This is a genomic window from Mesorhizobium cantuariense, from assembly GCF_042647205.1.
Classification (GTDB): domain Bacteria; phylum Pseudomonadota; class Alphaproteobacteria; order Rhizobiales; family Rhizobiaceae; genus Mesorhizobium; species Mesorhizobium cantuariense.
In genome coordinates this window covers 598617-622174 of the sequence record NZ_JBHRVD010000001.1, presented here as the reverse complement: position 1 = coordinate 622174, position 23558 = coordinate 598617, and the positions used below count along the sequence as shown (strand labels likewise).

General features: G+C 55.8%; 20 protein-coding genes and 2 pseudogenes. 10 read left to right on the top strand and 12 right to left on the bottom strand.

The genetic code is table 11. The features are described 5' to 3' along the window. Positions 1 to 495: 495 nt before the first annotated feature. A pseudogene (locus ACFOJ9_RS38815) lies at positions 496 to 636 on the bottom strand (hypothetical protein); the annotation flags it as partial. Here ACFOJ9_RS38815 and ACFOJ9_RS02895 point away from each other — a divergent pair. Beyond that, positions 580 to 1255 (top strand): annotated as a pseudogene (locus ACFOJ9_RS02895) (porin). The pseudogenes ACFOJ9_RS38815 and ACFOJ9_RS02895 overlap by 57 nt on opposite strands. Here the strand turns inward: ACFOJ9_RS02895 and ACFOJ9_RS02890 are convergent. Next, the gene (locus tag ACFOJ9_RS02890; protein ID WP_095090595.1) at positions 1228 to 1623 is read right to left on the bottom strand and encodes a hypothetical protein; all 396 of its coding nucleotides are present in this window, start codon (positions 1621 to 1623) and stop codon (positions 1228 to 1230) included. The pseudogene ACFOJ9_RS02895 and the gene ACFOJ9_RS02890 sit on opposite strands and share 28 nt — an antisense overlap. A 358-nt stretch (positions 1624 to 1981) precedes the next feature. Between ACFOJ9_RS02890 and ACFOJ9_RS02885 the strand changes: the two genes are divergently transcribed. Then, entirely contained in the window at positions 1982 to 3298 is a 1317-nt protein-coding gene (locus ACFOJ9_RS02885; protein ID WP_378976920.1) for an aspartate aminotransferase family protein, read from the top strand. A 313-nt stretch (positions 3299 to 3611) separates the two neighbouring features. Here the strand turns inward: ACFOJ9_RS02885 and ACFOJ9_RS02880 are convergent, their stop codons facing one another. The 6 genes from ACFOJ9_RS02880 to ACFOJ9_RS02855 all read right to left on the bottom strand — a co-directional run bounded on the left by ACFOJ9_RS02880 (position 3612) and on the right by ACFOJ9_RS02855 (position 10324). Beyond that, on the bottom strand, positions 3612 to 4154 hold the full coding sequence (locus tag ACFOJ9_RS02880; protein WP_206073804.1) for a flavin reductase family protein: 543 nt from the start codon (positions 4152 to 4154) through the stop codon (positions 3612 to 3614). Positions 4155 to 4205: 51 nt separating this feature from the next. Beyond that, complete coding sequence (locus ACFOJ9_RS02875; RefSeq protein ID WP_378976918.1) at positions 4206 to 5387, bottom strand: acyl-CoA dehydrogenase family protein; 1182 nt, start codon at positions 5385 to 5387, stop codon at positions 4206 to 4208. Positions 5388 to 5548: 161 nt separating this feature from the next. Continuing rightward, positions 5549 to 6433, bottom strand: coding sequence for a branched-chain amino acid ABC transporter permease (locus ACFOJ9_RS02870; protein ID WP_095090335.1), 885 nt, complete (start codon positions 6431 to 6433; stop codon positions 5549 to 5551). A 9-nt stretch (positions 6434 to 6442) separates the two neighbouring features. After that, a complete protein-coding gene (locus tag ACFOJ9_RS02865) occupies positions 6443 to 7147 on the bottom strand; it encodes an ABC transporter ATP-binding protein (protein ID WP_095090336.1) in 705 nt (234 codons plus the stop codon). Positions 7148 to 7163: 16 nt separating this feature from the next. Continuing rightward, positions 7164 to 8327 (bottom strand): ABC transporter substrate-binding protein, encoded by a 1164-nt coding sequence (locus ACFOJ9_RS02860; protein WP_378924199.1) that lies wholly within the window; start codon positions 8325 to 8327, stop codon positions 7164 to 7166. Positions 8328 to 8458: 131 nt separating this feature from the next. Next, complete coding sequence (locus ACFOJ9_RS02855) at positions 8459 to 10324, bottom strand: branched-chain amino acid ABC transporter ATP-binding protein/permease (protein ID WP_378976916.1); 1866 nt, start codon at positions 10322 to 10324, stop codon at positions 8459 to 8461. 688 nt (positions 10325 to 11012) lie between these two features. Here ACFOJ9_RS02855 and ACFOJ9_RS02850 point away from each other — a divergent pair. Together ACFOJ9_RS02850 and ACFOJ9_RS02845 are read left to right on the top strand one after the other, a co-directional pair. Next, entirely contained in the window at positions 11013 to 11477 is a 465-nt protein-coding gene (locus ACFOJ9_RS02850) for a hypothetical protein (RefSeq protein WP_378976914.1), read from the top strand. Positions 11478 to 11883: 406 nt separating this feature from the next. Continuing rightward, complete coding sequence (locus tag ACFOJ9_RS02845) at positions 11884 to 12798, top strand: MurR/RpiR family transcriptional regulator (protein ID WP_095090531.1); 915 nt, start codon at positions 11884 to 11886, stop codon at positions 12796 to 12798. A 30-nt stretch (positions 12799 to 12828) separates the two neighbouring features. Here ACFOJ9_RS02845 and ACFOJ9_RS02840 read toward each other — a convergent pair whose 3' ends face one another. Next, entirely contained in the window at positions 12829 to 13995 is a 1167-nt protein-coding gene (locus ACFOJ9_RS02840) for an NAD(P)/FAD-dependent oxidoreductase (protein ID WP_378976911.1), read from the bottom strand. 210 nt (positions 13996 to 14205) lie between these two features. Here ACFOJ9_RS02840 and ACFOJ9_RS02835 point away from each other — a divergent pair, with 210 nt between their 5' ends. The 3 genes from ACFOJ9_RS02835 (at position 14206) to ACFOJ9_RS02825 (ending at position 17091) form a co-directional block, all read left to right on the top strand. Next, a complete protein-coding gene (locus ACFOJ9_RS02835) occupies positions 14206 to 14400 on the top strand; it encodes a hypothetical protein (protein ID WP_378976909.1) in 195 nt (64 codons plus the stop codon). Between the two features lie 201 nt (positions 14401 to 14601). After that, complete coding sequence (locus ACFOJ9_RS02830) at positions 14602 to 15723, top strand: aminomethyltransferase family protein (RefSeq protein ID WP_378976908.1); 1122 nt, start codon at positions 14602 to 14604, stop codon at positions 15721 to 15723. 453 nt (positions 15724 to 16176) lie between these two features. Next, entirely contained in the window at positions 16177 to 17091 is a 915-nt protein-coding gene (locus tag ACFOJ9_RS02825; protein ID WP_378924187.1) for a MurR/RpiR family transcriptional regulator, read from the top strand. A gap of 48 nt (positions 17092 to 17139) precedes the next feature. Here ACFOJ9_RS02825 and ACFOJ9_RS02820 read toward each other — a convergent pair whose 3' ends face one another. From ACFOJ9_RS02820 to ACFOJ9_RS02810, 3 genes are all read right to left on the bottom strand, one after another. After that, positions 17140 to 18027 carry a MurR/RpiR family transcriptional regulator gene (locus tag ACFOJ9_RS02820; protein WP_378924185.1) on the bottom strand — a complete coding sequence of 296 codons (888 nt, stop codon included), beginning with the start codon at positions 18025 to 18027 and terminating at the stop codon, positions 17140 to 17142. 114 nt (positions 18028 to 18141) lie between these two features. Next, entirely contained in the window at positions 18142 to 18831 is a 690-nt protein-coding gene (locus ACFOJ9_RS02815; RefSeq protein WP_245331289.1) for an isochorismatase family cysteine hydrolase, read from the bottom strand. Then, positions 18821 to 19591, bottom strand: a complete 771-nt coding sequence (locus ACFOJ9_RS02810) for an N-formylglutamate amidohydrolase (protein ID WP_378976904.1) — start codon at positions 19589 to 19591, stop codon at positions 18821 to 18823. Before ACFOJ9_RS02810 ends, ACFOJ9_RS02815 begins: the two co-directional genes overlap by 11 nt. Before the next feature lie 350 nt (positions 19592 to 19941). Between ACFOJ9_RS02810 and ACFOJ9_RS02805 the strand changes: the two genes are divergently transcribed. The 3 genes from ACFOJ9_RS02805 to ACFOJ9_RS02795 all read left to right on the top strand — a co-directional run bounded on the left by ACFOJ9_RS02805 (position 19942) and on the right by ACFOJ9_RS02795 (position 23533). Further along, positions 19942 to 21255 carry a glutamine synthetase family protein gene (locus ACFOJ9_RS02805; protein ID WP_378976902.1) on the top strand — a complete coding sequence of 438 codons (1314 nt, stop codon included), beginning with the start codon at positions 19942 to 19944 and terminating at the stop codon, positions 21253 to 21255. A 209-nt stretch (positions 21256 to 21464) separates the two neighbouring features. Next, a protein-coding gene (locus ACFOJ9_RS02800; RefSeq protein ID WP_095088284.1) for an IS630 family transposase occupies positions 21465 to 22534 on the top strand; the annotation gives its coding sequence in 2 pieces (ribosomal slippage) (positions 21465 to 21951 and positions 21951 to 22534; 1071 coding nt in all). A gap of 27 nt (positions 22535 to 22561) precedes the next feature. Then, positions 22562 to 23533, top strand: a complete 972-nt coding sequence (locus tag ACFOJ9_RS02795; RefSeq protein WP_378987543.1) for a GlxA family transcriptional regulator — start codon at positions 22562 to 22564, stop codon at positions 23531 to 23533. The last annotated feature ends 25 nt before the right edge of the window (positions 23534 to 23558 follow it).

Below are 23558 nucleotides of genomic sequence, written 5' to 3'. Positions count from 1 at the left end.
GACTGCGAGGACCACGTGATCGTTGCGATGCGCCAGACGGTGGTCTACTCCTGTGAGCTGAAATTAGACGATCTGGAATATTCAAACAGCTTGAAGGCTGTAGCCTCCCGCATTCAGCACCGGCAGACGTGGCGGCCGCGCAACGAGGCACGCAAGCGCCGACGATACTTTAGTGGAGTGCGTACATAAATGGTCCCGTGCTCGCCACCCACGAACTGCCGTTGCAGAGAGGACGTGAAGCCGCTCCACGTTGGCACGGTGCCGTCGCCGACGTCCTCTTCCTCGATCGCGTCGGGACGCAGTTTGCCGAGATGGACCGACGTGCTTGAGACGGCATGATCCGTGTCGTCTGGCGTCACTGGGTTAACAACGTCGGACGTCTGCGCTGGAGTTTGCTTCGCGATCCAATCGGGGTGAAACAATCATGGAGGCTCGCCGCGTTGTTGGCCGCGGCGCAATGCGCTCTCCCTTTGGGTTCAATGCCCGATCGATTGTTCAGGGACGCTTCCCGCAAGGTCCAAAGCGCTCGTCGTCGGCAGGACCTTCGACGCTGGCAGCGGCTTCTCGGGCGTTGTCTCGCTGGAAGAAGGCTCCGGCGCGACCGGCACAATCGACAGCTATGTCCCCCATGTTGTCGGCGGCTTGAAATACAAAGGCGACTGGGGCGCGGTCACGGGTGTCGTCGCCTATGACAGCTCCTATGGAAGTGGCTGGCAAGGTTCGACTGGACGTCAACGTCACCAAGGAACTGACCCTGTTCATCATGGGCGGCTACGGCACGGACGATAACCTCAGCGACGATCCCGGCAATGCCATCGATGCTCATGGCCGCGGCTTCTACAAGCCGTGGGGCGGCAACTGGGCCGTCTGGGGCGGCGGCACCTACAAGTTCAATGCCAAGACCGCGTTCAACCTCCAGGCTTCGGCTGACGACGACAAGAACTACGCTCTGGCTGCGAACGTCGCCTATACCATCGTTCCGGGCTTCACGATCACGACCGAAGTCGACTGGGACCATTCGGTCACTTCGACGATGGCACTCCGTTCGGCAACTTCACCAAGGCCGACAAGAAGGATAGCGTTGGCGGCATCGTCCGTTTCCAGCGCAACTTCTGATCGAACCCCTGCCGATCAGAACGGAAAGGCCAGCGACGTCGTCGCGGGCCTTTTTGTTTTGCCGAGAGCTGCCGTACCGACGCGAATGTGCCCTCCCGTAAGAAGCAGCGCTCAGCCGGCAGGGAACGGGGCGAAGTGACCCGAGCCACGAAGCCTCGCCAGCAGGATGATGGCCGTTCCGCGGTGCTCACCCCTCGCTTGCTCACTTAGCGGCGACGCATCCCAGGCAGCCAATTCTGCCACCAAAAGGGCTGTGTCTCCGTTGATCGAGGCGCATCTAAGCTGTCCGCTCTTCTCCATTACGATTATCGCTGTGCCGGTTTCGCCATATCCAATCCCAGCCATCCGCTGAACGCAGATATCGCCGTCGACACGTACGTCGAATAGAACCGATCCTGCTGTTTTCTCCGCAGCGTCAGCCACACGATCACCGAACGGTTGATGCAGGCCCTCGCGATTGCCGAGCGACTGCTCAAACAACGCCAATTCAACATGCTCCGCCACCATGGTAGCCAGGGTGCGCGCCGGCTGGCGTAATCCGCAATAGGCCAAGGCTGACTATCCACACTCCGCAGCCTTTCGATGCTATGCCGGAGCTGCGCTCTTGGTCGACGCCACCCTCGTTGTGCGCCTAATCTCCGGCCCCGATGCCCGTTCCTTGCCGGCCGTACTAAAATGTTAAAATTTTTTCTATTTGCAGTAATGGTAAAATTCTGAAAATAATTTGGCAATGGCCGCGCGCCTGGTCAACGGGGCGTTTTGGCAAGCAATAGAGCCGAATTGAGCGCCTTACCTATGGCGAGCAAGAAGATCGAATAGCCGAAATCGCCCGGTGCTCCCCGCTGCCGATATGAAAGGAAGACCAGTGACCGATCTTTATCGCCGTGAAAGCAAATCAGTTTCGAACATGGCTCAACTTCGTTTCTTTCCTCAAGCGGTCGTTGGAGGGAAAGGATCGTATTTGCGAGGCGATGATGGTCGCCAGCTTCTTGATTTTTCGGCCTCTTGGGGAGCTGCCAGCCTGGGGCATGCTCATCCTTCGGTTCGCGAGGCCATTACGCGGGCGTTTTCAGATCAAGCTGGTGCAAGCTACCTGTCTTCCGCAAACGAACCTAGCGTGCTTCTTGCTGAGAAGCTTTTATCATTGGTTCCACCACGCAGCCGCGGCCGAGTTTGGTTGGGGCACTCTGGCTCTGATGCTAACGAAACAGTAGCTCGAATGGTCGTCGCAGCCACCGGACGCCGTCGAATATTGGCCTTCAAGGGCGCGTATCACGGCGGGACCAGCGGTTCCATGGCTGTTTCGGGTCATCCGGCGCTCAAAGGTGTGGAGAAATTCGGCGGCCTGATCTTGGTGCCTTATCCGAACAGTTACGCGGCAGGTGACCCGACAGCTGCCAGTGCCGCGGCGCTGTCCCATCTCGAGGAGGTTTTTTCGGCGGACGTTCGGCCAGAAGAAGTTGCTGCCTTCTTTATCGAACCAATACAGGGCGATGGAGGATTGCTAGTGCCGCCTGTCGGTTTCTTCGCCGAGATCGAACGGTTTTGCCGTCAGCACGGAATTCTTCTGGTGTGTGACGAAGTGAAGTTTGGCCTAGCTCGATCCGGACTTCTGCACGCCTTCGAACATTCAGGGATTGAGCCAGACATTGTGGTTTTTGGTAAAGGCCTCGGCGGAGGTTTGCCGATATCTGCGGTCGTCGGCCCCGAACCCATTATGAATCACTCCCCTACCTTTTCCTACCAAACGCTACACGGCAATCCGATCTGCGCGTCAGCGGCATTGGCGGTACTGGAGACGATCGAAAAGGACGGGTTGGTCCGAAATTCGGCAGACATCGGCTCTTACATGTTGGCCTCACTTTCGAAGCGAAGCAGAGATTGGGATTTGGTTGGCGATGTCCGGGGGAAAGGGCTTGCCATTGGGATTGAGCTTGTGGGCGATCGCGTTAGTCGCGCACCAGCGAAAATCCAGACCGCTCTCACTGTTTATAGAGCGTTCCAGCTTGGACTCGTAATGTATTATGTCGGTTCGAATTCGAACGTCCTGGAGCTTACCCCGCCGCTCATATTGAGTACAAGTGAAGCCGACGAAGGCATTTCTATTATTGGTCAAGCACTTCAAGATGTCGCCGCTGGGAAGGTTTCGCCCGACTTGATCTCATCCTTTGCCGGCTGGTGATATTCACCAAGTTGGCCCGTTTCGGCTTCGTGAATACCGAGTTAGTAAGTCAGTGCTTGCGAGGGCTGAAGAAACGCAGCCGCGAATTGTCCGAGATTCAAAGGATCTGCGCGAACGTATGCAAATTGAACCGCCAGCCTCGCGACCGTGGGCAGAATCGACTCGGCGCGGTTCGAGACCGAGTACTTCGCAGAAGGTGGAAACTGGCCAAGCTGAGGGCGGAGTGGCGGAGCGTGATGATGGGGGCTGAGATCTCAAGGATCGTCGTAGAGTGATTTCGCGGGTGCGACTGATCATGCGATCCTTTCTGAACCTAGAAAATCATTTCATCCAGAATCATTTGTACGTCAGCGGGTCGACGAACCAGTTCAACGAATTCCATCGGCTTGTGGTATCGGCGACCTTGCCAAAGGAGCGAATTGTGGGAATCGCCCTCCCCAAGCTGCACGTCGGTGACGACGCCGATCAAGATACTGTGCGAAAAACCGTCGTAGGTATGGCTAAGTTTGCAATCAAGCGCCATCGGCGCGCCAACAAGGAGCGGTGCCCCGGTTTTGCCCGCGACCCAATATTTCTTCTCGAAGCGATCTGGACCTTTTTGAGATTGAAATCGACGCGCCACATTGGACAACGCAGGAGATAGCAGATTTACGGCGAAGATACCTCGCCGTAAAATCGTGTCGTGCGAACTGGCCGACTTGTTGATGCAAACGAGAACAGACGGCGGATCGAAGGATAAACTACAAACCGCAGTGGCGATCAGGCCGCTCGGAAGGCCATCTTCTTCAGTCGTGATGATATTGACGGCCCCGGCGAAACGGCCCATCGCCTCCCTGAAGGCATCGTTCCTATCCAAGTCTGTCCTCCGTAGCAGTGACCCGTTCTGAATTGATCGCAGACCTAATTTTCAGAAGCCTGCACTCACCTGGTCAAGCTTCAGCAGCGCCCGGGCGTATATCTCGCGCCCAATGTCGCCATTAATATAGGCATGTCGCGTGCAAGTCTCCATGTCGCGCCAGATCCGCTGGACCGGATTACTGAGCATGAAAACCGACGCTCCGCCTATGTTCAGCAGCAGGTCTACGGCCTCGCGCACGCGTTTTTGCGCAACCGCCGCGTCAAGTCGGACGCGAGCTCGCTCGAGATCGGTCATGCTTGTACCGTCGCTGACGGAGCGATCGATATCGCTGGCCGCGCGCATCGTATGCAACCGTGCGGAGTCGATCAGACCACGAGCATCTGCCAGATTTAGCTGGTAGCTTGGGGACTGCCTTGCATCTGTATATAGGGACGTCACAATGGGCTTGCCGCGCTCGAGGTTCTCCAACGTGAAATCGAAAGCTGCCTCCGCCATCCCGACAGCCGCAGAACATATGCCCAACGGAAGCGCGGTTATGAGCGGTGCCCGATAGAGAGGTTCGTCAGAATGGTCCGAGCGACTGAAGCCGGAAAGCATTTCGCTGATGAGCATCGTCCGGTGTTCCGGCACGAAGATATCTTTTCCCACAAAGGTATTGCTCCCCGTCCCTGCCATCCCAGCGACATGCCATGTGTCTTCGATCTTCAGCTCGGACGTCGGCACCAGTGCAAGCCGTACGTCGATCAGAGCCCCACTGGCATCCAGGACCGCGGAGCCCACGAAGCTCCACTGCGCTTCGAAGCATCCGGACGCCCAGGGCCATTTGCCTGTCAACATCCAGCCCCCCTCGACCGCGGTGGCTTTCCCGGTGGGGGCCCATTGACCGATGACGACCGCGCGGGGATCCGAGCCAAAGACATCGTCGCGCGTCTTGTCAGGCATGAGCCCCATCAAAGATGCGCTGCTATTGGCGACCATGGCGAGCCAACCAGCAGCACTGTCGCCGCGGGCTAGTTCCTCACAAATCTCGCAGTATGTCTGGATATCAATCTCGCGACCACCGCAGCGGCGCGGCACCAAACCCTGCAGAAAGCCGCCGCTTCGCACCGCCGCAGCACTCTCCTGAGCAAGTCGTCTGTTTTTTGCTGATTCCTCCGCATTTGCACGCAAAAGCGGTCGGAGTGCGCGAGCATTGCGTACCAGCTCGGCGTTACTTAGGGTTAAATCCATCACTGTTCTCCTCCTTATTATACCGATATACCCACACCGTCGCGGCAAATTGATAATGTTGCTCAACGGGCTGAAGCCATAGCGGCGTCAGTGCTTGCTCGTTTGCCGTCGGTACTTGTTACATCCGGTCTGATTCCTACCCGCCACCAGAGCGTGCATATTCACGAGCGAAGACCCCGTACGGCTGGCAATAGACCGTCCGGCTTGACAAGCAACAAAAGAACTACCGCCAGAAGGACAAGCGCATCCCGGTATGGCGCGGTTCCAGTGGTGAGGAACGGTTCTGAACCGACCTCCAACGCGCCGAGCACAAAGCCGCCCAGCACGGCTCCCCGCAAAGAACCCAGCCCGCCGATGATCGCAGCGATGAAGGCCTTCAGGACCGGAGTAAAGCCCATGAGCGGATCTACCGAGCCACGCTGCGAAATCCACAATATCGCGGCAATACCAGCAAGAAGGCCTGATATCGCGAAGGACGTCGCAATGACTGTGTTTGCGCGCAAACCAAGCAAGCTAACCATGATGAAGTCTTCGGATGCGGCGCGCATCGCGACGCCCAAAGTGGTCTTGCGTAAGAAGATGTCGAGCCCGATTAGAGCTAGTGCCGTCAGGGCGATGGATGTCAGCGGGACCATCCCGATCTGAAAGCCTCCGAAAGTAAGAGTTCCTGACATCCATTCCGGCAGAGCGACCGCTCTTCCGCGAGCAGAAACTCCGTTTTGAAAGAAAACCTTGCAAATGGTGCTTACGCCAAAGCTGGTAATCATAAGCGTCGTCACGGACGCGGACCGCATAGGACGAAACGCTATTCGATCCATCAATACCGCAGAGAGCGCCGCTCCCAGACAGGCCACTAGAAGAACTACAGGCAACGGCAGGCCGAATGAAAGCGACAGTACTATGAGGTAGCCTGCAATCGTCATCAGTTCGCCATGTGCGAAATTTATGAGCCCAACGATCGAAAATACGATCGCCAGCCCCAGCGCCAGGAGAGCGTATATTCCACCCAGGCTAAGAATATTAACCAGGTACTGGACGAATTCCATGACGACCTCCTAGATTGCCAAATATGCCTGCCGCACAAGGTCAGAGCTGGCGAGTTCAGATGCCGTACCGCTTAGAGCAATACGGCCGTTGGCTACCACGTAGCCTCGATCGGCCACGGACAGAGCCAACTCGACATTCTGTTCAACAAGCAGAATGGTAAGCCCCTGCTTGCGCAGGTCTTCGATTAATTCGTAGACCTTGTCTATCGTTTGAGGCGCAAGGCCCAACGAAGGTTCGTCGAGCAAGAGCAGGTCGGGCTGGCTCATTAAAGATCGGGCGATCGCCAGCATCTGCTGTTCACCGCCCGACAGGCTCCCTGCCTTTTGATCGATGCGCTCAGCAAGGATGGGAAAGCGGGAGAGCATGCTATCTCGGCGAGCCCGCAGCTCATTACCTTTCGCGAACGCCGCTCCCCCTAAATGCAGGTTTTCACCAACTGTGAGATGGGCGAAAACACGGCGACCCTCAGGAGTTAGTGCTATTCCCTTTCGGCTGATGACGTCTGCGGGCAGGCCGGTGAGTGGCTGACCTTTGAGCAACACCTTGCCCTCGGCAGGTGGGATGGACCCGGCGATGCCGGCAAGAATCGAACTCTTGCCGGCGCCATTGGCGCCAATGAGTGTGACAAGTTCTCCATTTCCAACGTTTAGATCGACGCCATGGACAGCCTGGACGGCCCCGTAGCGTATTTTCATTCCCTCGACACGAAGCATTGGCGTTCCTACCAGCTTAAGGATTGGGGATTTCCTCCTTCGTCGGTCGATATACCTTCACAAAGGTCGACTTCCCCCCCTCAATTCGGATTATTGCAACGTCGCGCAGAGCAACACGCTCAGTTCCAGCATACGTCACTTTGCCGAGAACGGTCTGCACATCTTCCAGGCCAGCCAATGCGTCTCTGATTTTCGCGGGGTCCAGCGATCCTGCTTTGCGAGCTGCGGCGTCGAGCAATTGTGCCCATTCGTATCCTGATGCCTCGTATGAGGTTTCCGCGTCATGACCGGTTTCCTCCTTGAAGCGCTTGTTGAAAGCTTCCATCCCGCTGCCAGGGGTTGGAAAGCCGGCTGAGGAATGCACAACGCCATCGACCACCGAACCGAGTCCGTACACGGTCGGAGTACCGATGGCATCCGAGGCGATAACAGGAACCTTAACACCAGCACCGCGCAACTGCTTGATGAAGGCTGGGAAGTCAGGCTCGTACGCGGTCGTCATGATAACGTCAGGTTGCGGTGCTAATCGCTTGATTTGAGAAACCACCGCAGAAAAATCTGGCTGCCCCATCGAGTAGGACGCTTCACCGACAACGCTCCCACCCTTTTTCCGAAACGTTTCGCCAAAATAGTCTGGGAATTTGGACGTATAGGCGGAGTCGGGCGACTTCAGAAGAAATGCCGTCTTGTAGCCGGTTTCTGCGGCATAACTTGCTAGCGCAGCCGACTGTACAGTGTCGGATGGATAAGAAATGAACATATAGTCGCCGACAGCAGGTGTTAGGCTGGGCGAACCAGCGAGGTTGAGCATCGGAATGCCCGCTGCCTGTCCGATCTGACCCGCTGCGATCGAGGGATCGGCATCGGCCGGGGTAATGAGAAATTGAACCCCGTCTTCGATCAATTTCTGGGCCGCGTTGACGGTAGCCGCTGTGTCGGACCGGGTGTCGATAACTTCGAGAGTGACCGTCGCCATGCCCCCAATGCCGCCCTTGGCATTGAGATCTTTGATGCCTAACTTGAAGCCGGCCAGGCCGGGTTGATCGTATGGTGCCAAGGCACCAGTCAGGGCCATTGCGGCTCCAATCTTGTATTCATCCGCCGATGAGTATCCCTCGCTTGACGAGAGCGCTATCGCAGCAAGGCAAGCGAGCGCAGTTGCATATCTTAGCTTGTTCATTTTTGAGTTCCCGTGTGAGGTTTGACCAATGCTTCGTTTTCCGAAGTCTAATAGTTATTCTGTCTGCAACTCCTTTGTGCTTTTGTAACCATTAAATATCCATCAGACTGAGTAACTCAGCGATACCATCTCTAGGACGCGCTAGCGCCGATGACCTGCACCACAGAGCTTGTTTCGACCTGAGTTTTTTTCTCGCCCATCCTTTTGCTTCCGAGATAGGCTGATATCACGGCAGGGTCGGTTCTGACCGCGTCTGCCGTGCCCACGGCGATGCGCTTGCCCCGGTCGATAACGATGATGGTGTCACTAAGCGACATTATAAGGTGCAAGTCGTGCTCAACCACGAGAATGCCCACGCCTGTGTCCGCGCGCAGTGCGGCCAACCTGCCCATTAACTCTTTAGTCTCGGCCGGATTCATCCCCGCAGCAGGCTCGTCAAGAAGGAGGAACCTGGGGCCCGTGGCAAGAGCGCGGGCGATTTCTACAAGACGTCTCTGTCCGTACGGAAGGCTGCCGGCAAGCCGGTCCCCTAATGTTTCCAGGCCAAAACGCGCTAGGGCGTCATTGGTGCGCCATACAGATAGAGCCGTGTCGGCCGCACATGCCTCAGCGGCAACCAAGACATTTTCCCTTACAGTCATGTCAGCAAAGACACGAAGGTTTTGGAAAGTTCGCGCCAAACCTGCGCGGGCAATTATGTGAGGCTGCTTATTTTCTATCAAATCCGATCCAAGCGCCACATGACCTGCGCTAGGTCGTAACTGGCCAGTCAACAGATTGATCAAGGTGCTCTTCCCGGCACCATTCGGACCGATCAACCCCGTAATGAGGCCAGCTTCAGCCTTGAAGGTTACCCCGTCGACGGCCCGCACACCGCCAAAATGACGAGACAGCTGATTTGCCTCCAAAGCGTGTGCACCCTTTGGTGCCTGAAAATCTTGCGATCCTGGAAGGAGCTTGCTGTCGCGCCCCTTCAAAGGATCCCATGCTTTTGACAGCTCGAGTTCCCGGCTACCAACAAGACCAGTGGGCCTGATGAAGAGGACGAGAATCATTGCAAGCGAAGCACCAACGAGAGGCAGTCCGTACAAGGCCGGGACCGAAAATCCGAGGATATTACCCCCGCCCTCTAGCGCCCGCAGAAGCTCCGTGACTGCTGTGATTACTATCACGCCCACTAAAGCGCCCGAAACAGAACCGAGGCCTCCGACGATCAGCATCGAAATCAGCAGAAAACACGACTCGAAGTAGAAATCCTTGGGGCCGAAGGCACCTAAAAACTGAGCCGTCAACGCCCCGGCAATCGACAAAATGGTCCCGCTCAACAGCCATGCCCTAAGTCGCGCTTGGCGAACGTCCACGCCCACTGCCGCTGCGGCTACTTCGTCTTCTCGCGTGGCTCGGACGGCGCGACCAGTCCTTGTATCCCTAAATGTTCGGGCAACTGCGATCGACAGCGCCGCCACAGATAGAGCAACCACAAGCGTGGTATTGCGGGGCACACCGTAAAATGTTTGGCTGCCGCGTGTGATATCCTTTGTCGCTACCAGAACCGTGTAGACGATAATCTGCAATGCCAGAGTGGCGATGGACGCAGCCGAACCGGACAACCGCCGCATAACGATGCCGCTCACCCCAGCCAAAACCAGCCCCGTAAGGGCGGCTACAATCAACGACGACCAGACTGAAAGACCATAGCCCGCCATCCAGACCGGGAGGTGAGGAAGTGCGGTCCGTTGAACAACAGGGCTCATCGTGAGGATGCCTGCAGTGTAGGCGCCCACTCCCATGAAGGCTGCAGGACCGAATGACACGATACCTGTGTTGCCGGAAAAAACCTGCAAACCAACGCAGGCAGTGACCACGATTGACATCGATGTCGCGATCCGGGTTCCATTCGCTCCAAACAAAACACCGGCCAAGATCCCTACTGCCACTAGGATAACGGCCAAAGCCAGCGAATCCATCGTCACAGCCTTGATGCGGGGATTGACCATCCGTCTGCTCCTCTGCGGAATTACGATTATTGGACAGGTCAACCTTCATGTCAATCTCATTACATCATTCTGTCATATTAAAAATTGTGCAGAAGGCGCTACAGCCTTCCAGCTGCGGTCGTAAGATTGCTGATTGCTACCCCAGAGGCTGGAGAACTTGACCTCCCGGCGCACAATCCCCACAGAGCTGAGCAATAGCCATCGATGCCGATCGGCGCGCGCTGATCGATATTGGAGATAGTCAGACCAGAACGGGAAGGCTTTGAGGACCATCCGATCCTTATCCTGCAAGGGCGGCATCTCTGGTCTTACCTCACTGCCGAATTCCTGGTGCCCTTGTCCATCGTCGAAATCGCACATAAACAGCACCCAGGAAGTTTGATCTTCAATCCATGCCGCAATCTCCTCGCCTGGATCCTACAGGCTGCCTGCCCCTCCTCGTTGCCGACTCGTCTACTTTTCTTCCATCAGCGCCAGCCTCTGAAGAGATATTGACACGCACCTGGGCCGCAGCTACCCTCGAATAGGCTTTGAGTATGATGCCGGTTGGTCAGCCTCCAGCCGCTCATAATTTGTATTTCGAAACGAGCCTTCAGCAAATCGGCTCGTTCCGTCGCGCCCCTCAACAATCATGATCGATAAAGGTGTTCCGATGCGGTCTTCTGTTGCTCCGACTTACGAAAATCGCGTGCTCAGCGCCTATGAGGGTGAAATCTTGGGGGAAGAATTTTTTAGCGTTCTTGCCCAAAAGGCTGACAGTGAACAATCTCGCGTAAAGTTGCGCAATTTGGCCGCCATAGAGCGGCTTGTAGCAGAGGCGCTTTTGCCAGTTATCACGCGTTACAAACTTGAATCAAATAGCAAAGTATTGCTTGCTGAGAAGGGACGCGATGAAACCGTTGAGTACGCAGAGCTTGGTTGGACTCAATTTGCGGTAAAGCTCAAGAAGCTATTGGGGCCATTCGTTCGTGAATTTGAGACTCTGCTTGTCGAGGCGCCGGTTGACGACCAACCCTATATCCAGTTACTTCTTGACCACGAAATTGCGCTTTTCGCGTTCGCTCAGGCGGAAGGTGAAGACTCAAGCGATGGTCAGATTCATCTTGACAACTTTCTACAACGGCACAAAGCTCTATTGCGCAACGAAGGCTAAGAAAACCTGTCTTCAGACCAGGTCCTGCTGTATCTGAGCCACCGGGGTCGCTGGGGCGGCTTCGTCTGAGTCACGCCGCTTTGATCGGTTCCCCCTGGAGTTGGGCAGTGGCGCGTCTGATGGTTCAGAGCGTCTTCCACGCCCCCCCCAGCCGACAGAGATCCGGTCGACTTGGGAATGGACGGCGACCGGTGTGACCCTGTAGGCTGGCTCAAGGCCAAGGCAGCCGATGTTGGCCGCGACCGCCCGACAATGTGGACGGCCTTTCTGTAGTTGAAAACTAGCGTAGCCGCGCTTGCGCGCACTTTGGTGGCTTGCCATCGTGCATTATTCGGACAGCCCGCTAACATATTCACAATGAGAAATTTTGTAATATTCTCTTCAGCAATGTCAGTTGGAGGACACGATGAACGTTAGAGACATGCTGCTGCACGGGGCCATTTCGTTGACACCATCAGAAGAGCGGATCGTTCAGGTGCTCCTGACCGACTACCCGGCGGCCGGCTTAGGCACTGCCACGAGTCTCGCAAAGCGCGCCGGCGTCAGTGACCCTACTGTGGTTCGCCTTGCCATGAAGCTGGGTTTCGAAGGGTTCCCCGCCCTCCAACGGCGGTTACTTGCAGATGTTGAAGCAAGATTGCATTCGCCGCTGCTTATGATGGAAGCCAAACGGCCCGACATGGGGACGCATAGCGAACAAGGAGCTGCGATCGCCTACATGCATTCGGTGGCCAGCAACCTCAACAAAGCGCTGACATCGACCCCGCTGGCGTCATATCAACGGGCCGCCCGCCTGGTAATGGATACAAAGGGCAAGGTCGTCCTGCTCGGCGGGCGGTACAGCCGTTTTATCGCAGGCATGTTAGCAGCCTACTTGTTGCAATTTCGGCCAGACATCATGCATATCGACGCACTATCGGCGCAAAAGACGGACGTGTTAGTCGACTTGGGAAAGCGCGATCTCTTAATCGTGTTCGATTATCGCCGATATCAGCTTGACGTTGTTGCGTTCGCCCAATTAGCTGCGGCCCGCCGCGTTCGCATTCTTCTGTTTACGGACCCTTGGTTATCGCCCATTGCCGAGTTTTCAGAACTAACACTAACCTGCCCAATTGAGGTTAATTCGCCCTACGACACGATGGCGTCATCGGTGGCGCAGATCGAAGCTGTTATCGCTCAAATCCTTGCTTCCATGGAGAAGCGGACGCGCGAACGTATCGAGGAATTGGAGGAGATCCGCCTCCAGGCGAGTGCATCGCTGGATAACGCGCGTCTCCTCGAAGAGGAAAAGCCCGCGCTGGCATCCATGACGACCAAGTAGCGCGCCATGGATGCAAATGCGCTGAGGACGTTATGCGAAGCGATGCAATGAGAACTTCCTGAGCAATTCCTGACGTTGACCCAACGCCCATTGTGCGACGACTTCGCCCATGGCAGGCCCAAGCTTGAAGCCATGCCCACTTGAGCCGGTGATCACGAAAGTTCCCTTTGCGCCCGGAATCTCGTCAACTATAGGGAGGTGATCCGGGCTCATATCATATTGACAGGCGTAGCCGGGACGGATGCCCAATTCGGCAATCTCAGGAGAACGGGACATGATATGTTCAATGGCCCAGACCGATTCCTCTTGCGTGATCGTTCGGTCCAATTGGCCCGCGACCTCGAGGCGATAGTTCATGCGCGCGTGTGCTTCTTTAAGCGCGTCGTTCTCGACGCCTGTGCCGCCGCCCCCCCAGGTTCCAACCAAAATTGTATTCTCGCCTTCCGGCCGAGCATAGCAGTTCGTAGTTTCATCAACCCAACAATGCGGAAGTAACTTTCTTGCGACACCTGGTGCGTCCATTACTGCCATGAAGTGGCGTTCAATAAACGTCGGTAGGCTAACTCCAAGCTTAGCCAGGAGCGCCTTCGACCAAACACCCGTTGCAAGAATTACGCGACCGGTAGAGATGATGGTGCCATCACTTAGCGTCACCCCGGTCGTGTTTCCATTTGTTACTTGAATTTCGGTAACCGAGCGGCCGCCCATAAACTTAACGCCATTTGCGCGAGCTCGATTGACCAATTCGTTAGTTGCACCGTAAGGGTCGCAGTGTCCCGATTCGTCTTCCCAGGCGGCAAAAGTGATCCCCTCCATATTGAAATGAGGGAGAATTGCCTGCGCCTGTTCTCCGGTCAGACCCTCGATTCGGCTACCTTCATCGTCGCGGATCCGCTTAACAATCTCGCGATTTGCGGGTTCGTGCTCAGGACCGCAAACCCACAGGCAGCCAGATTGATGAAAGGCGCCGGGGAGATCCTTAAGGATCTCGATTCCCCGTTTTGCGAGCAAAGATAACTCAGGATCGCCATAGAACGCGTGGCACACCGCGGACGATGAGCCGGTCGGTCCGGAAGCCGGATGGTCGGACTCGACTTGGATAACGTTCAGATTTTGGTTCGACAGATAGTAGGCTGCCCCCGCACCCGCAATTCCGGCTCCCGCAACGAGTACGTCACAGCTGTATCTTTCGCTCATTTGATGCTCCTGTTACAAGAAAAAGCCCAACCGGCTATCCTTATCGATGCAGCCACTTCCGGTACGGCGAGTGGTGAAGGGCCAGGACGACGATTGCGACCGGCTCGCAATCAACTTTCTTCAGAGCAGAATGCCCTCTGCACAAGATCCACCCCTCCCCACCTTTGGCCAAGCAGTCCGCTGATAGGCTGGCTGAGGAGCCAAAATAATGTGGAATTTTTTTCCTGTCTACAGTTAATTGCAATGTTTGAAGAAATTCTTTCAGTCCGCGGCACTCGACCTCCTCGGCCACCTTCGACCTTCCCGCTTGCTCAACAAACCAAGCCTCATCCGATCTATCGCGAACTTGAGGCCATGGCTGAACACAAGGCCACGCCGGAAAAAATTTTCTATCTATCAAAATGATCGCATCATTGACAAATAATTTTCAGCAATTCATGCTTTGTGAGATAGCATGTTCGTTGCATGCAGGATGGACGCCGGGATCGAGGACATGCTGGCAGCCTATCAAGCATCGGAGACTAAGTGGGGTTGCCGTTCTGAGAACGGCGCCAATGTCGCGGATCGGCCGACAAAGATAGCCATTTGTTAAATTTGGAGGATAACATGGAAAAAAGAACGGCATATCATTCAATATACGAGAAGCTTGGCGCCCCCATGATTGACTTTGGAGGCTGGAAAGTCGCTTCGCACATAACTTCTTCAAACGATGAATACATGATGGTCCGCTCCAATGTCGGCTTTGCCGAGTATGATTTCCAGAGTTGTTTTGGGGTGTGCGGACCGGAATCGTTTCAATTCATACAGGAACTTATCGTAAACGACTTGGGAAAGATCACCCCTGGCGGCACTATTTACTCAAGTATCCTTGACGACAAGGCTAGTCTAATCGACGACGTTATCGTTTTTTGGATTAGCGAAGATCAGTTTATGATCCACGGTGGAATTACTCGCGACGCCTCGCGCAAGTGGATTATGGAAAAGGCAGATGGTCGAAAGGTCTGGGTCACTGAATTGTCTAACACGTTCCTTTCCATACAGGGCCCAAAGTCGATCAATGTACTTCAACAAGCCGTGGACATTGCAGATCTTGAGCACAACCGATTAGTGCATGTTGATTTCCATGGCGTTCCAACCACGATTGCACGAGTGGGCTTTTCAGGTGAACTCGGTTACGAGGTCCATTTCGGGCCTGAATATGCTCACGGCATGTGGGAAAAGTTCACTGAGTATTGCGCGAAGTACGGTGGCGGCCCGGCCGGACTGATGGCCGCCTTCCCAATCGCGGTTGATAAAGGCTTTCTGTTCGGAGCCGACTTTTATGCGGGAGGTTCCCCTCTTGAATATGGCCTTGGATGGTCCGTAGCTTTTGACAAGGGCTTTTTCCATGGCAGAGATGAGATGCTGCGCCGCAAGCAAGCAGGCCTCCGCACCAAACTCGTAGGAATAGAGGCCGACACAACGGAACCTCAGATAGCGGGAGGTTTAAAGCTGACCTGTGGTCCCAAGAAGAACGCAGGTGAAACGACGATCGGCTGGGTCAGCCCACTGCTCGAACGCAATATTGGACGAGCATGGGTCAATAGCGAATTCGCCGAGCCAGGTACGGAGTTGGAGGTTCAATCCAACGGCGGTCCCAAAAAGGTGAAAGTCACCGCCAGCTACCGATTCTTCGATCCCAAAGGCGAGCGCGTCAGGGTAAATCCCCGCGAGATGCTCAAAGTTTGATCTAGCTCAGTTAGACATCTCGCAGTCTTCCGAGCGTGGGGCCGGGCAAAGCAGCGATGCTGGCCGGCCCCAGCGGCGCCCTTGCCCGGCGAGACCTCCTTGGCGGTAAAACAAGGATACCGTCATAGGTCTGTCTCGGATGACAGTCTCACGCTCACACCAAACAAGAGCGGCCACCATCGCAACGGCATCAACAGCCTTCGTCGGACAGGTCCATCGCAAGGTCGAGTTCGAGTCATTCGACAAGGGTCTTCGGTCGACGCGCCCTCGTAGGTTTCCCTTATTCTGTGATCATGCCATTCGCCCTTGGGCTGAAAGCTGTGGAGCGGACAAACCTATTTCTGCAGAGCGCTTGCCTTTTTGAGTCGCTCGATGCGATTAAGAAATTGACATGTTGACGCAGGTCACGAGGATTTGTAATTTCCTCTTCACGAGTTCAAGGGGAACTGATTGATGCAGTTTCGAGACATGCTGCTTCAAGGCGGCTTATCGCTCACCCCGTCGGAGGAGCGCATTGTTCAGGTGTTACTCACCGATTATCCGACGGCCGGGCTAGGCACCGCAACGAGCTTGGCGAAGCGTGCTGGGGTCAGTGACCCCACTGTGGTTCGCCTGGCCATCAAGCTCGGCTTTGAAGGTTTTCCCGACTTCCAGCAGCGGTTGCTCGCCGACATCGAAGCGCGATTGCATTCGCCACTGCTTATGATGGGAGCGAAGCGGCCAGAGTTGGCCACCGACGGCGAACAAGGCGCGGCTATAGCCTACATGCATTCGGTTGCCGGGAGCCTCGACAAGGCGTTGACGACCACTCCGCTGGCTACATATGAGCGCGCAGCCCGACTTGTCATGGACTCCAAAGGTAAGGTGGTCCTGCTCGGAGGACGCTACAGTCGGCACGTCGCGGGAATGTTGGCAAGCTACTTATCGCAGTTTCGAGCCAACGTCGCCTACATCGAGACACTATCCGCTCAGCAACTGGATCTGTTGGTCGATTTAGGAAAGAGAGACGTTCTGATCGTCTTTGACTACCGCCGCTACCAACGCGACGTGGTCGCTTTTGCCGAACAAGCCGCCGCCCGTCACGTTCGCATCCTCCTGTTCACCGATCCATGGCTATCGCCGATTTCCGATTTCGCCGAAGTTACCCTTTCGTGCCCGATCGAAGTCAGTTCGCCCTATGACACGATGGCACCGGCGGTGGCGCAGATCGAAGCCGTCGTCGCTCAGATTTTTGCAGCCACCGGCGAGCGGACACGCCGCCGGATTGAGGAACTCGAACAAATCCGTCACGAGAGCAATGTGACACTTAACGAGGCCCACGCGCACAAAAATCAGAGCAACGGGAGTTCTCGTCAAAAACTCCAATAGCCGGCCCGAAGAGCATCTTCCCTTCCATTAGCCTTAGCTTTTCTTTAGTTATGACTCCCTCACTGGCTCTCTCTGATGCGAGACCGAAGTCCTCAACGAGTCCCATTTTTTTATCCGCTGGCTTGCCTGGGGCCAGTTCGCCTCGGCGACCCGGGTTATGAGCGCCTCGATCAACGCGAACGCGGCAACGTTGCTGTCAAATGCAGTCTCGTTCTCAATGTGCAGCGCTATCACTTCTGATGCATATTTGGAGATTGGAGACATCCATCGATCCGTTATCAGGATGATCTTCAGCCCGCAGTGCTTTGACACTCTTTCGGCGAACTCTTCAAGGGAACGTTGGTACCTTCGAAAATCGACGAGGACTAATACATCCCTTTGCCGCATTCGCATTATATACTCTGGCCACCAGTCATCCTCGGACGATACCTGATGAACACCAGCGCGGATTTGTTTCAAGTGCCTAGACAAATACTGCGCAACTAGATCGCTGATCCGACCACCCAAGGTAAATATATCAGATCGTGGGTCGGAAATTAGTGCCCCTACTCTTTCAAACTGGGCGGCAGTGATCGCCCCGGCGGATGCCTTTAGCAACTCGGTTGATTTTTGGATAAAATTCTCGAAAAACTCGTCCGTTATACCGCTTGTTGTTGTCCGCAAATCGAGCGGAGACTTTTGCCCTTGCTTCAGTTCCTTTATAAGTTGTTGTTGGAATTCCTGCAGACCCTGGTAGCCGAGTTTACTCACGAAGCGTGAGATAGAGGGAGCAGAGACGTTTGAGGAGGTCGCAATTACCTGGATTGGCTCAAGTCCGGCAAACGGATAATTCGACAGAATTAGCGCAGATAAGCGCCGCTCCGTGGCGGTTAAAGAATCTGCTGCTCTCCTTATCTGCTCCCTTACGGTTTCGCCCGGAATTGTGCTATCGGTCATAATCTCTCCAAAGCCGGCTACCCCGCGAACCCTTAAGCACTGCTGTTTTCAGTATGGGGGAGTGAGACCTAGCTAGCAAGCTCCAGCGCTCCGCCACGAGAAAGAGGTGCTGCTCTAACCAGCACTGGGCGTTAGCGGCTTAGGGGCGTGTTCCAGGCCTTGTATTTCGGCAATGAGCTCACGGGTCGTGACCTGACGGCAATACCCCTTAATCGCCCGTAGCGAGCTATCATGGCGTTCCCGGGTATAAGTCAGGCATGCATCTGTAACCTGTGTGACGAGATAGCCAAGGTCACAGGCATCCCTGATTGCGCCTTCTACACACTGGTCGGTAACCAACCCTGCGAGTACGAGCTGTTTAACACCGAGATTCCGCAAGATGTAATCGATATTTGTGGAAATGAAGACGGACGATGACGTCTTGGGTAGAACTATCTCATCACCCTGCACAGCTATCTGGTCGATTACCTTACCGTCCCATGACCCCTTAGGGACATGGAACCCAGTGATCTTGTAGTCGAGAGATCTGTCCCGACCATCAGCTGTCAAGCTTTCGATCGTTGTGTACATTACTTCAATACGAGACTTCCTGAAGGCGGCTTGCAAAGATTGCATGTTCGGAATGACCCGAGCCTCAAGCTCGCTGAAATACCAGCCATACTTCGCTGCAAAATCTGCTTTCGGCAGCCCTGAAAATTCGGCTCCGTCACGGTGAGCGCTGAAATTTTGGACATCGACAAAAAGCAAGGCCGATTGCTCCGGCACCAAGGGCACATTGCGAGTAAGACTCATTTCAGTTCCCATTCAAATAGTCTTCGATCGATGATGCGACGATATCGGCCCAAAGCCTCTGACCTTCAGCCGTCCGCAGATGATCATTTCGGATCTCAATCAGGCTGTTGTTCAAGCCACGTGTCTCGCAATGCCGGGGCACAAACCAATCGCTCGAGTCATTGACCTGATAGGGTTCATTCATTCCCACGCGTAAACGCGGATACCTGCGTGTAACAGAGTCTCTCAGGCGCGCTGACGTGTCCGTGTCACGACGGAATAGGAAACCGATATCCCACGGGCGCCACACGTTGTTCATGCGAGGAGTGAAACTGTGAACCGATATCGCCACTGTGTGTCGACCCTCCTCTAGACGTCGACTGATCTCTGTGTGAAAAGGCTCGAAGATCTCGGCCACGCGAGCCGCGCGATCGGCAATGTCGACTTCCTGATTGCCGGGTATTCTGATCCCATCGCTTGTTGCAGGAATAGCATCGAATGCCTCCGGCGGCCGGTTGCAATCTATGACCAGGCGGCTATACGGCTGAAAGACAGCAACAGCATCTAGCCGCCGCGCCAAAAGCCGTGCCACTTCGGCTGCCCCGATATCCCAGCCGACATGATCGTCAAGCACCTCAAGAGAAATGCCCAGATTTCCGAGCGCCGCGGGGATCGCCTGCCCCGCATGTTCACACACCAGGAGCACAGGACTTGACCCGTCGGGATTCATGACCTCAAACGGGTCCGGATCGCCCTGCCCCAGCAAGCGTAGCGTATCATAACCCTGCTTCATGCCATTCTCTGTCCTTCGAGAGATCGACGGGCTTGCCGACGCCTGAGCCACCAATGCATTGAGATTGCAAATGTCCCTGGGGACCAACTCTCTCAGGAAGCCCCGCCGCGTGCTCCCATCGTTCGTTGCAAACAGGACGAGATTTCATTTTCAATGTCAACTCAATATTTGTGATTGACAAAAAAATTTCATTGAGGCTTTGTGCACTGAAGGCAACATGGTCGTTTCGAGACAGGCTATCGCGGTGGTGGGGTTGCCTATGGCCGCGGAGCACTGGCGTACGTTATGAAACTGACTAATTTGAACCTCACGATCTTGTTCTGCTGAGCCCAACGTTTTGAAGGACACCGATGATTTCGAACCCGCTTGTCTTCGCAGCTACGTCCGATATCGCCGGGAGAACACGTGGTAAAGCATTTCCAGTGTTGGAACTGGATAAGCGCCTTAAGCGTGGAATCGGCTGGACGCCGACGAATGTAATGATTACCTGCTTCGACGCGATCGCTCCAAGCCCCTTTGGCTCGCTCGGGGATCTGCTTCTGATCCCTGATCCTGAAGCGCGCGTTGAGGTCGACTTCGCAGACGGCGGCCTGGTTGAGCATTTCATGTTGGGGGATATCACCGATCTCGACGGCCGCCCATGGGATTGTTGTACTCGCTCGATTCTCAAAGCGGCACTTGAGCGGCTCCGATCTTGCGGCGGTATCGAGCTTGTGAGCGCCTTCGAGCATGAATTCCAGATGCTCAACGCCGGCGAGGTTCTTCCCGACGCCTACAGCTTGCGCGGGTTTACTCGGCGGCGGCAGCTCGGAGAGGCTTTAATGTCGGCTCTCGCTCAGGCAGGCCTGACGCCCGATACCTTCATGAAGGAATTTGGTCCAAACCAGTACGAGGTTACCAATGGCCCCGCTCAGGGTCATCGCTCTGCCGACCAAGCGGTAATTCTTCGGGAGTTGACCCGCATGGCGGCGCAACGCTGCGGTGAGCAGGTGACGTTCGCACCAATTTTAGACCCCACCAGCGTCGGTAACGGCGTTCACATCCATATGAGCTTCCTGGATGGGAATGGCTCCCCGGCAACGTACGACGAGAACGACCCGTTCGGCATGTCCAAACTTACCGGGTCATTCATCGCCGGCGTACTCAAATATCTCGACTCCATCGTTGCGCTAACCGCGCCGTCTGACATTTCCTATCTGCGATTGACGCCAAACCGCTGGAGCGCGGCATATAACAATCTTGGCTTCCGCGATCGCGAGGCTTCAGTCCGAATCTGTCCCACTACCTCCGCAGATCCCGAGAAGATCGCCAGGCAATATAACTTTGAGTACCGTGCGGCCGATGCCGCGGCCTCGCCATATCTGGCCTTGGCATCGGTTCTCCATGCAGGTGCCCAGGGCATCGAAGACGGTCTCCCCACACCTCAGGTAACTCAGGAGAACTTATCCGTGCTGTCTGAGGCCCAGCTGTCTGATCGCGGTTACAAGCGGCTACCACAATCCCTGGAAGAGGCTTTGCTGCGTTTTGAGCAGAACGATATTGTAACGCGTTGGTTTCCGGACGGCTTTGCTTCGATTTATACTACGCACAAGCGTGCCGAAATCGCGCATCTGAGCAATCGCACCGTCAAAGAGCGCTGTGCCGCTTATTCAAAAGTGTACTGATAACAAGAAGGCACTTCGTGAGAGGCGTAGAGATGCTGAAGATGAAGGGAGCAGAACGTCTGTTCAGTCTCTATCTGGAGCCTGGATTTTCGATGCAGGCCTTTTCTTCTGCAGTCGAGGCCTTATACTAAAGGATCTGACGGCTGACTCTCTTGGGATACCGGAGTGAGCGGAACCGTGATTCCATTGGGGCGAGGAGGATTCGCGCCATGGGATCAGCGATCAAGATGCGGACGGACTATTCGGCAGCCGAGTTGCGGCGGCTGGCCAAGAGTTCGAAGGATAGCAAGCAGAGCCGTCGGCTGCTGTCGTTGGCAGCGGTTCTCGACGGGATGAGCCGTGAGGATGCGGCCCGGGTCGGCGGCATGGACCGGCAGACCCTGCGGGATTGGGTTCACCGTTTCAACGACGCTGGTCCAGACGGCCTCGAGGACGCCTGGAACGGCGGGCCGGAGCCGCGCCTGTCGGTGTCGCAGAAGGCGGAACTGGCACGGATCGTCGAGACCGGGCCGGACCGGGCCGTCGACGGCGTCGTGCGCTGGCGGCGCATTGATCTCCAGAGGCTCATCAAGGAACGCTTCGGCGTCGACTATCACGAGCGCTACGTCGGAACGCTTTTGAAGCAGCTCGGCTTCTCCCATATCAGCGCCCGGCCACTTCATCCGGGCCAGGACGGCGAGATCGTCGAGGCGTATAAAAAAACTTCCCGCGCACGCTGAGCGCCCATCTGGCCGACCTGCCCAAAGGCAAGCCGGTCGAGATCTGGTTCCAGGACGAAGCCCGCATCGGCCAGAAGAATGGCATCGTGCGGCAATGGGCCAGGCGCGGCACGCGGCCCCGTCAGCCGGCCGACCAGCGCTACAAGAGCGCCTATCTGTTCGGCGCCATCTGCCCGGCGCGTGGCATAGCAGCCGGGCTGGCGCTGCCCTTCGCCGACACGGAGGCCATGCAACTTCATCTCGACGAGATCAGCCGCCATGTTGCCAGGCGCGCTCATGCCGTTCTGCTGCTCGACCGCGCCGGCTGGCACACCACCGCCAAACTGAAAGTGCCCAAGAACATCACGCTAATCTTCCTGCCGCCCCGCGCGCCGGAGCTGAACCCCGTCGAGAACGTCTGGCAGTATCTGCGCCAGAACTGGCTCTCAAATCGCGTCTTCGAAGGCTACGACGCCATCATCGACGCCGCGTGCGGGGCCTGGCGCGAGCTCATCGAACGACCAAACACCATCACATCAATCGGAATGCGCGAATGGGCTCACGTCGGTCAATCAAATTGACCGTTGGTATTACGGCTTGCCAACGAAGTGCTCGAATCGGAGATTTACGCTTGGCGAGTTGTATCTGACGACGGACTCCCTGTGAGATCGAGTTGTGGACCTACGATCTCCGTTGATACGTCGCTCAAGGAGGAACGCGGCCTCCTTGGCAAAACGGGCTGGTCCCCTTCAGTCGCCGTAATTTGCGGGGGGAGCCACCCACTTGCCACAAATCGGGCCCTGCATGGTTGGTTGCGAGAATGCCGGGCTAGGAAACTGTGTCTGGTCGGAATCGCGAGCGGGATCTTCAGCATCGCCCAGACCGGTCTGGCGGATGGACGAAGATGTGCAGTACACTGGGAACAGTTCCCTTCGTTCGTTGAACAATTTCCACGTATCGCTGCTGTTCAAGCTGCTTATGAGATCGACGGAGACACGTACTCCTGCTCTGGCGGAGATGCTGCTTTCGACATGTTCGTGCAGTTCGTCAGAGAAGATTATGAATCCCCTACAGCCAACCGAGTGTGCGAGAAGGCGGTCGCTATGACGGTCCGTCAACCTGGAGATCGTCAGAGACTACCTCTGCATGCAGGCGCGGCCATTCACCATGACGGCCTGTTGAAGATCATCGAGCAGATGGAGAGGCATCTCGACGAGCCAGTCGCGCTCGAAGACATCGCTGCCTCCAGCCGCTTGTCTCGGCGCCAAGTTGAACGCATCTTTTCGCAACAAATAGGACGTTCGCCTGCGCGATACTATCTCGAGATGAGACTTGAGCGCGCGCACTTGTTGATCTTGAACTCGCAACTTCCAATCGTCGAGATCGCGATGGCCTGTGGTTTCATCTCGGCCTCGCACTTTTCAAAGGCATATCGCGAGAATTATGGACTGGCTCCACGTGAGGCTCGCTCGGAAGTCGTAGAACGCCGACGGAGCGGGCACGGAACCTTCGCTGCGGACGCACCCGCACCATTGCCGGTGACGAGGTCATCAATCGGGGAAATGGTGCATGCAAAGTGATTCCCGTTCCGGAAATTCGCCCGGA

Bases quoted from the DNA above. Each gene is read 5' to 3' on its own strand.
- ACFOJ9_RS02890 (WP_095090595.1), bottom strand. From the start codon at position 1,623: ATGGTGGCGGAGCATGTTGAATTGGCGTTGTTTGAGCAGTCGCTCGGC.
- ACFOJ9_RS02875 (WP_378976918.1), bottom strand. From the start codon at position 5,387: ATGGATTTAACCCTAAGTAACGCCGAGCTGGTACGCAATGCTCGCGCA.
- ACFOJ9_RS02870 (WP_095090335.1), bottom strand. From the start codon at position 6,433: ATGGAATTCGTCCAGTACCTGGTTAATATTCTTAGCCTGGGTGGAATA.
- ACFOJ9_RS02865 (WP_095090336.1), bottom strand. From the start codon at position 7,147: ATGCTTCGTGTCGAGGGAATGAAAATACGCTACGGGGCCGTCCAGGCT.
- ACFOJ9_RS02860 (WP_378924199.1), bottom strand. From the start codon at position 8,327: ATGAACAAGCTAAGATATGCAACTGCGCTCGCTTGCCTTGCTGCGATA.
- ACFOJ9_RS02855 (WP_378976916.1), bottom strand. From the start codon at position 10,324: ATGGTCAATCCCCGCATCAAGGCTGTGACGATGGATTCGCTGGCTTTG.
- ACFOJ9_RS02845 (WP_095090531.1), top strand. From the start codon at position 11,884: ATGAACGTTAGAGACATGCTGCTGCACGGGGCCATTTCGTTGACACCA.
- ACFOJ9_RS02840 (WP_378976911.1), bottom strand. From the start codon at position 13,995: ATGAGCGAAAGATACAGCTGTGACGTACTCGTTGCGGGAGCCGGAATT.
- ACFOJ9_RS02830 (WP_378976908.1), top strand. From the start codon at position 14,602: ATGGAAAAAAGAACGGCATATCATTCAATATACGAGAAGCTTGGCGCC.
- ACFOJ9_RS02825 (WP_378924187.1), top strand. From the start codon at position 16,177: ATGCAGTTTCGAGACATGCTGCTTCAAGGCGGCTTATCGCTCACCCCG.
- ACFOJ9_RS02820 (WP_378924185.1), bottom strand. From the start codon at position 18,027: ATGACCGATAGCACAATTCCGGGCGAAACCGTAAGGGAGCAGATAAGG.
- ACFOJ9_RS02815 (WP_245331289.1), bottom strand. From the start codon at position 18,831: ATGGGAACTGAAATGAGTCTTACTCGCAATGTGCCCTTGGTGCCGGAG.
- ACFOJ9_RS02810 (WP_378976904.1), bottom strand. From the start codon at position 19,591: ATGAAGCAGGGTTATGATACGCTACGCTTGCTGGGGCAGGGCGATCCG.
- ACFOJ9_RS02805 (WP_378976902.1), top strand. From the start codon at position 19,942: ATGATTTCGAACCCGCTTGTCTTCGCAGCTACGTCCGATATCGCCGGG.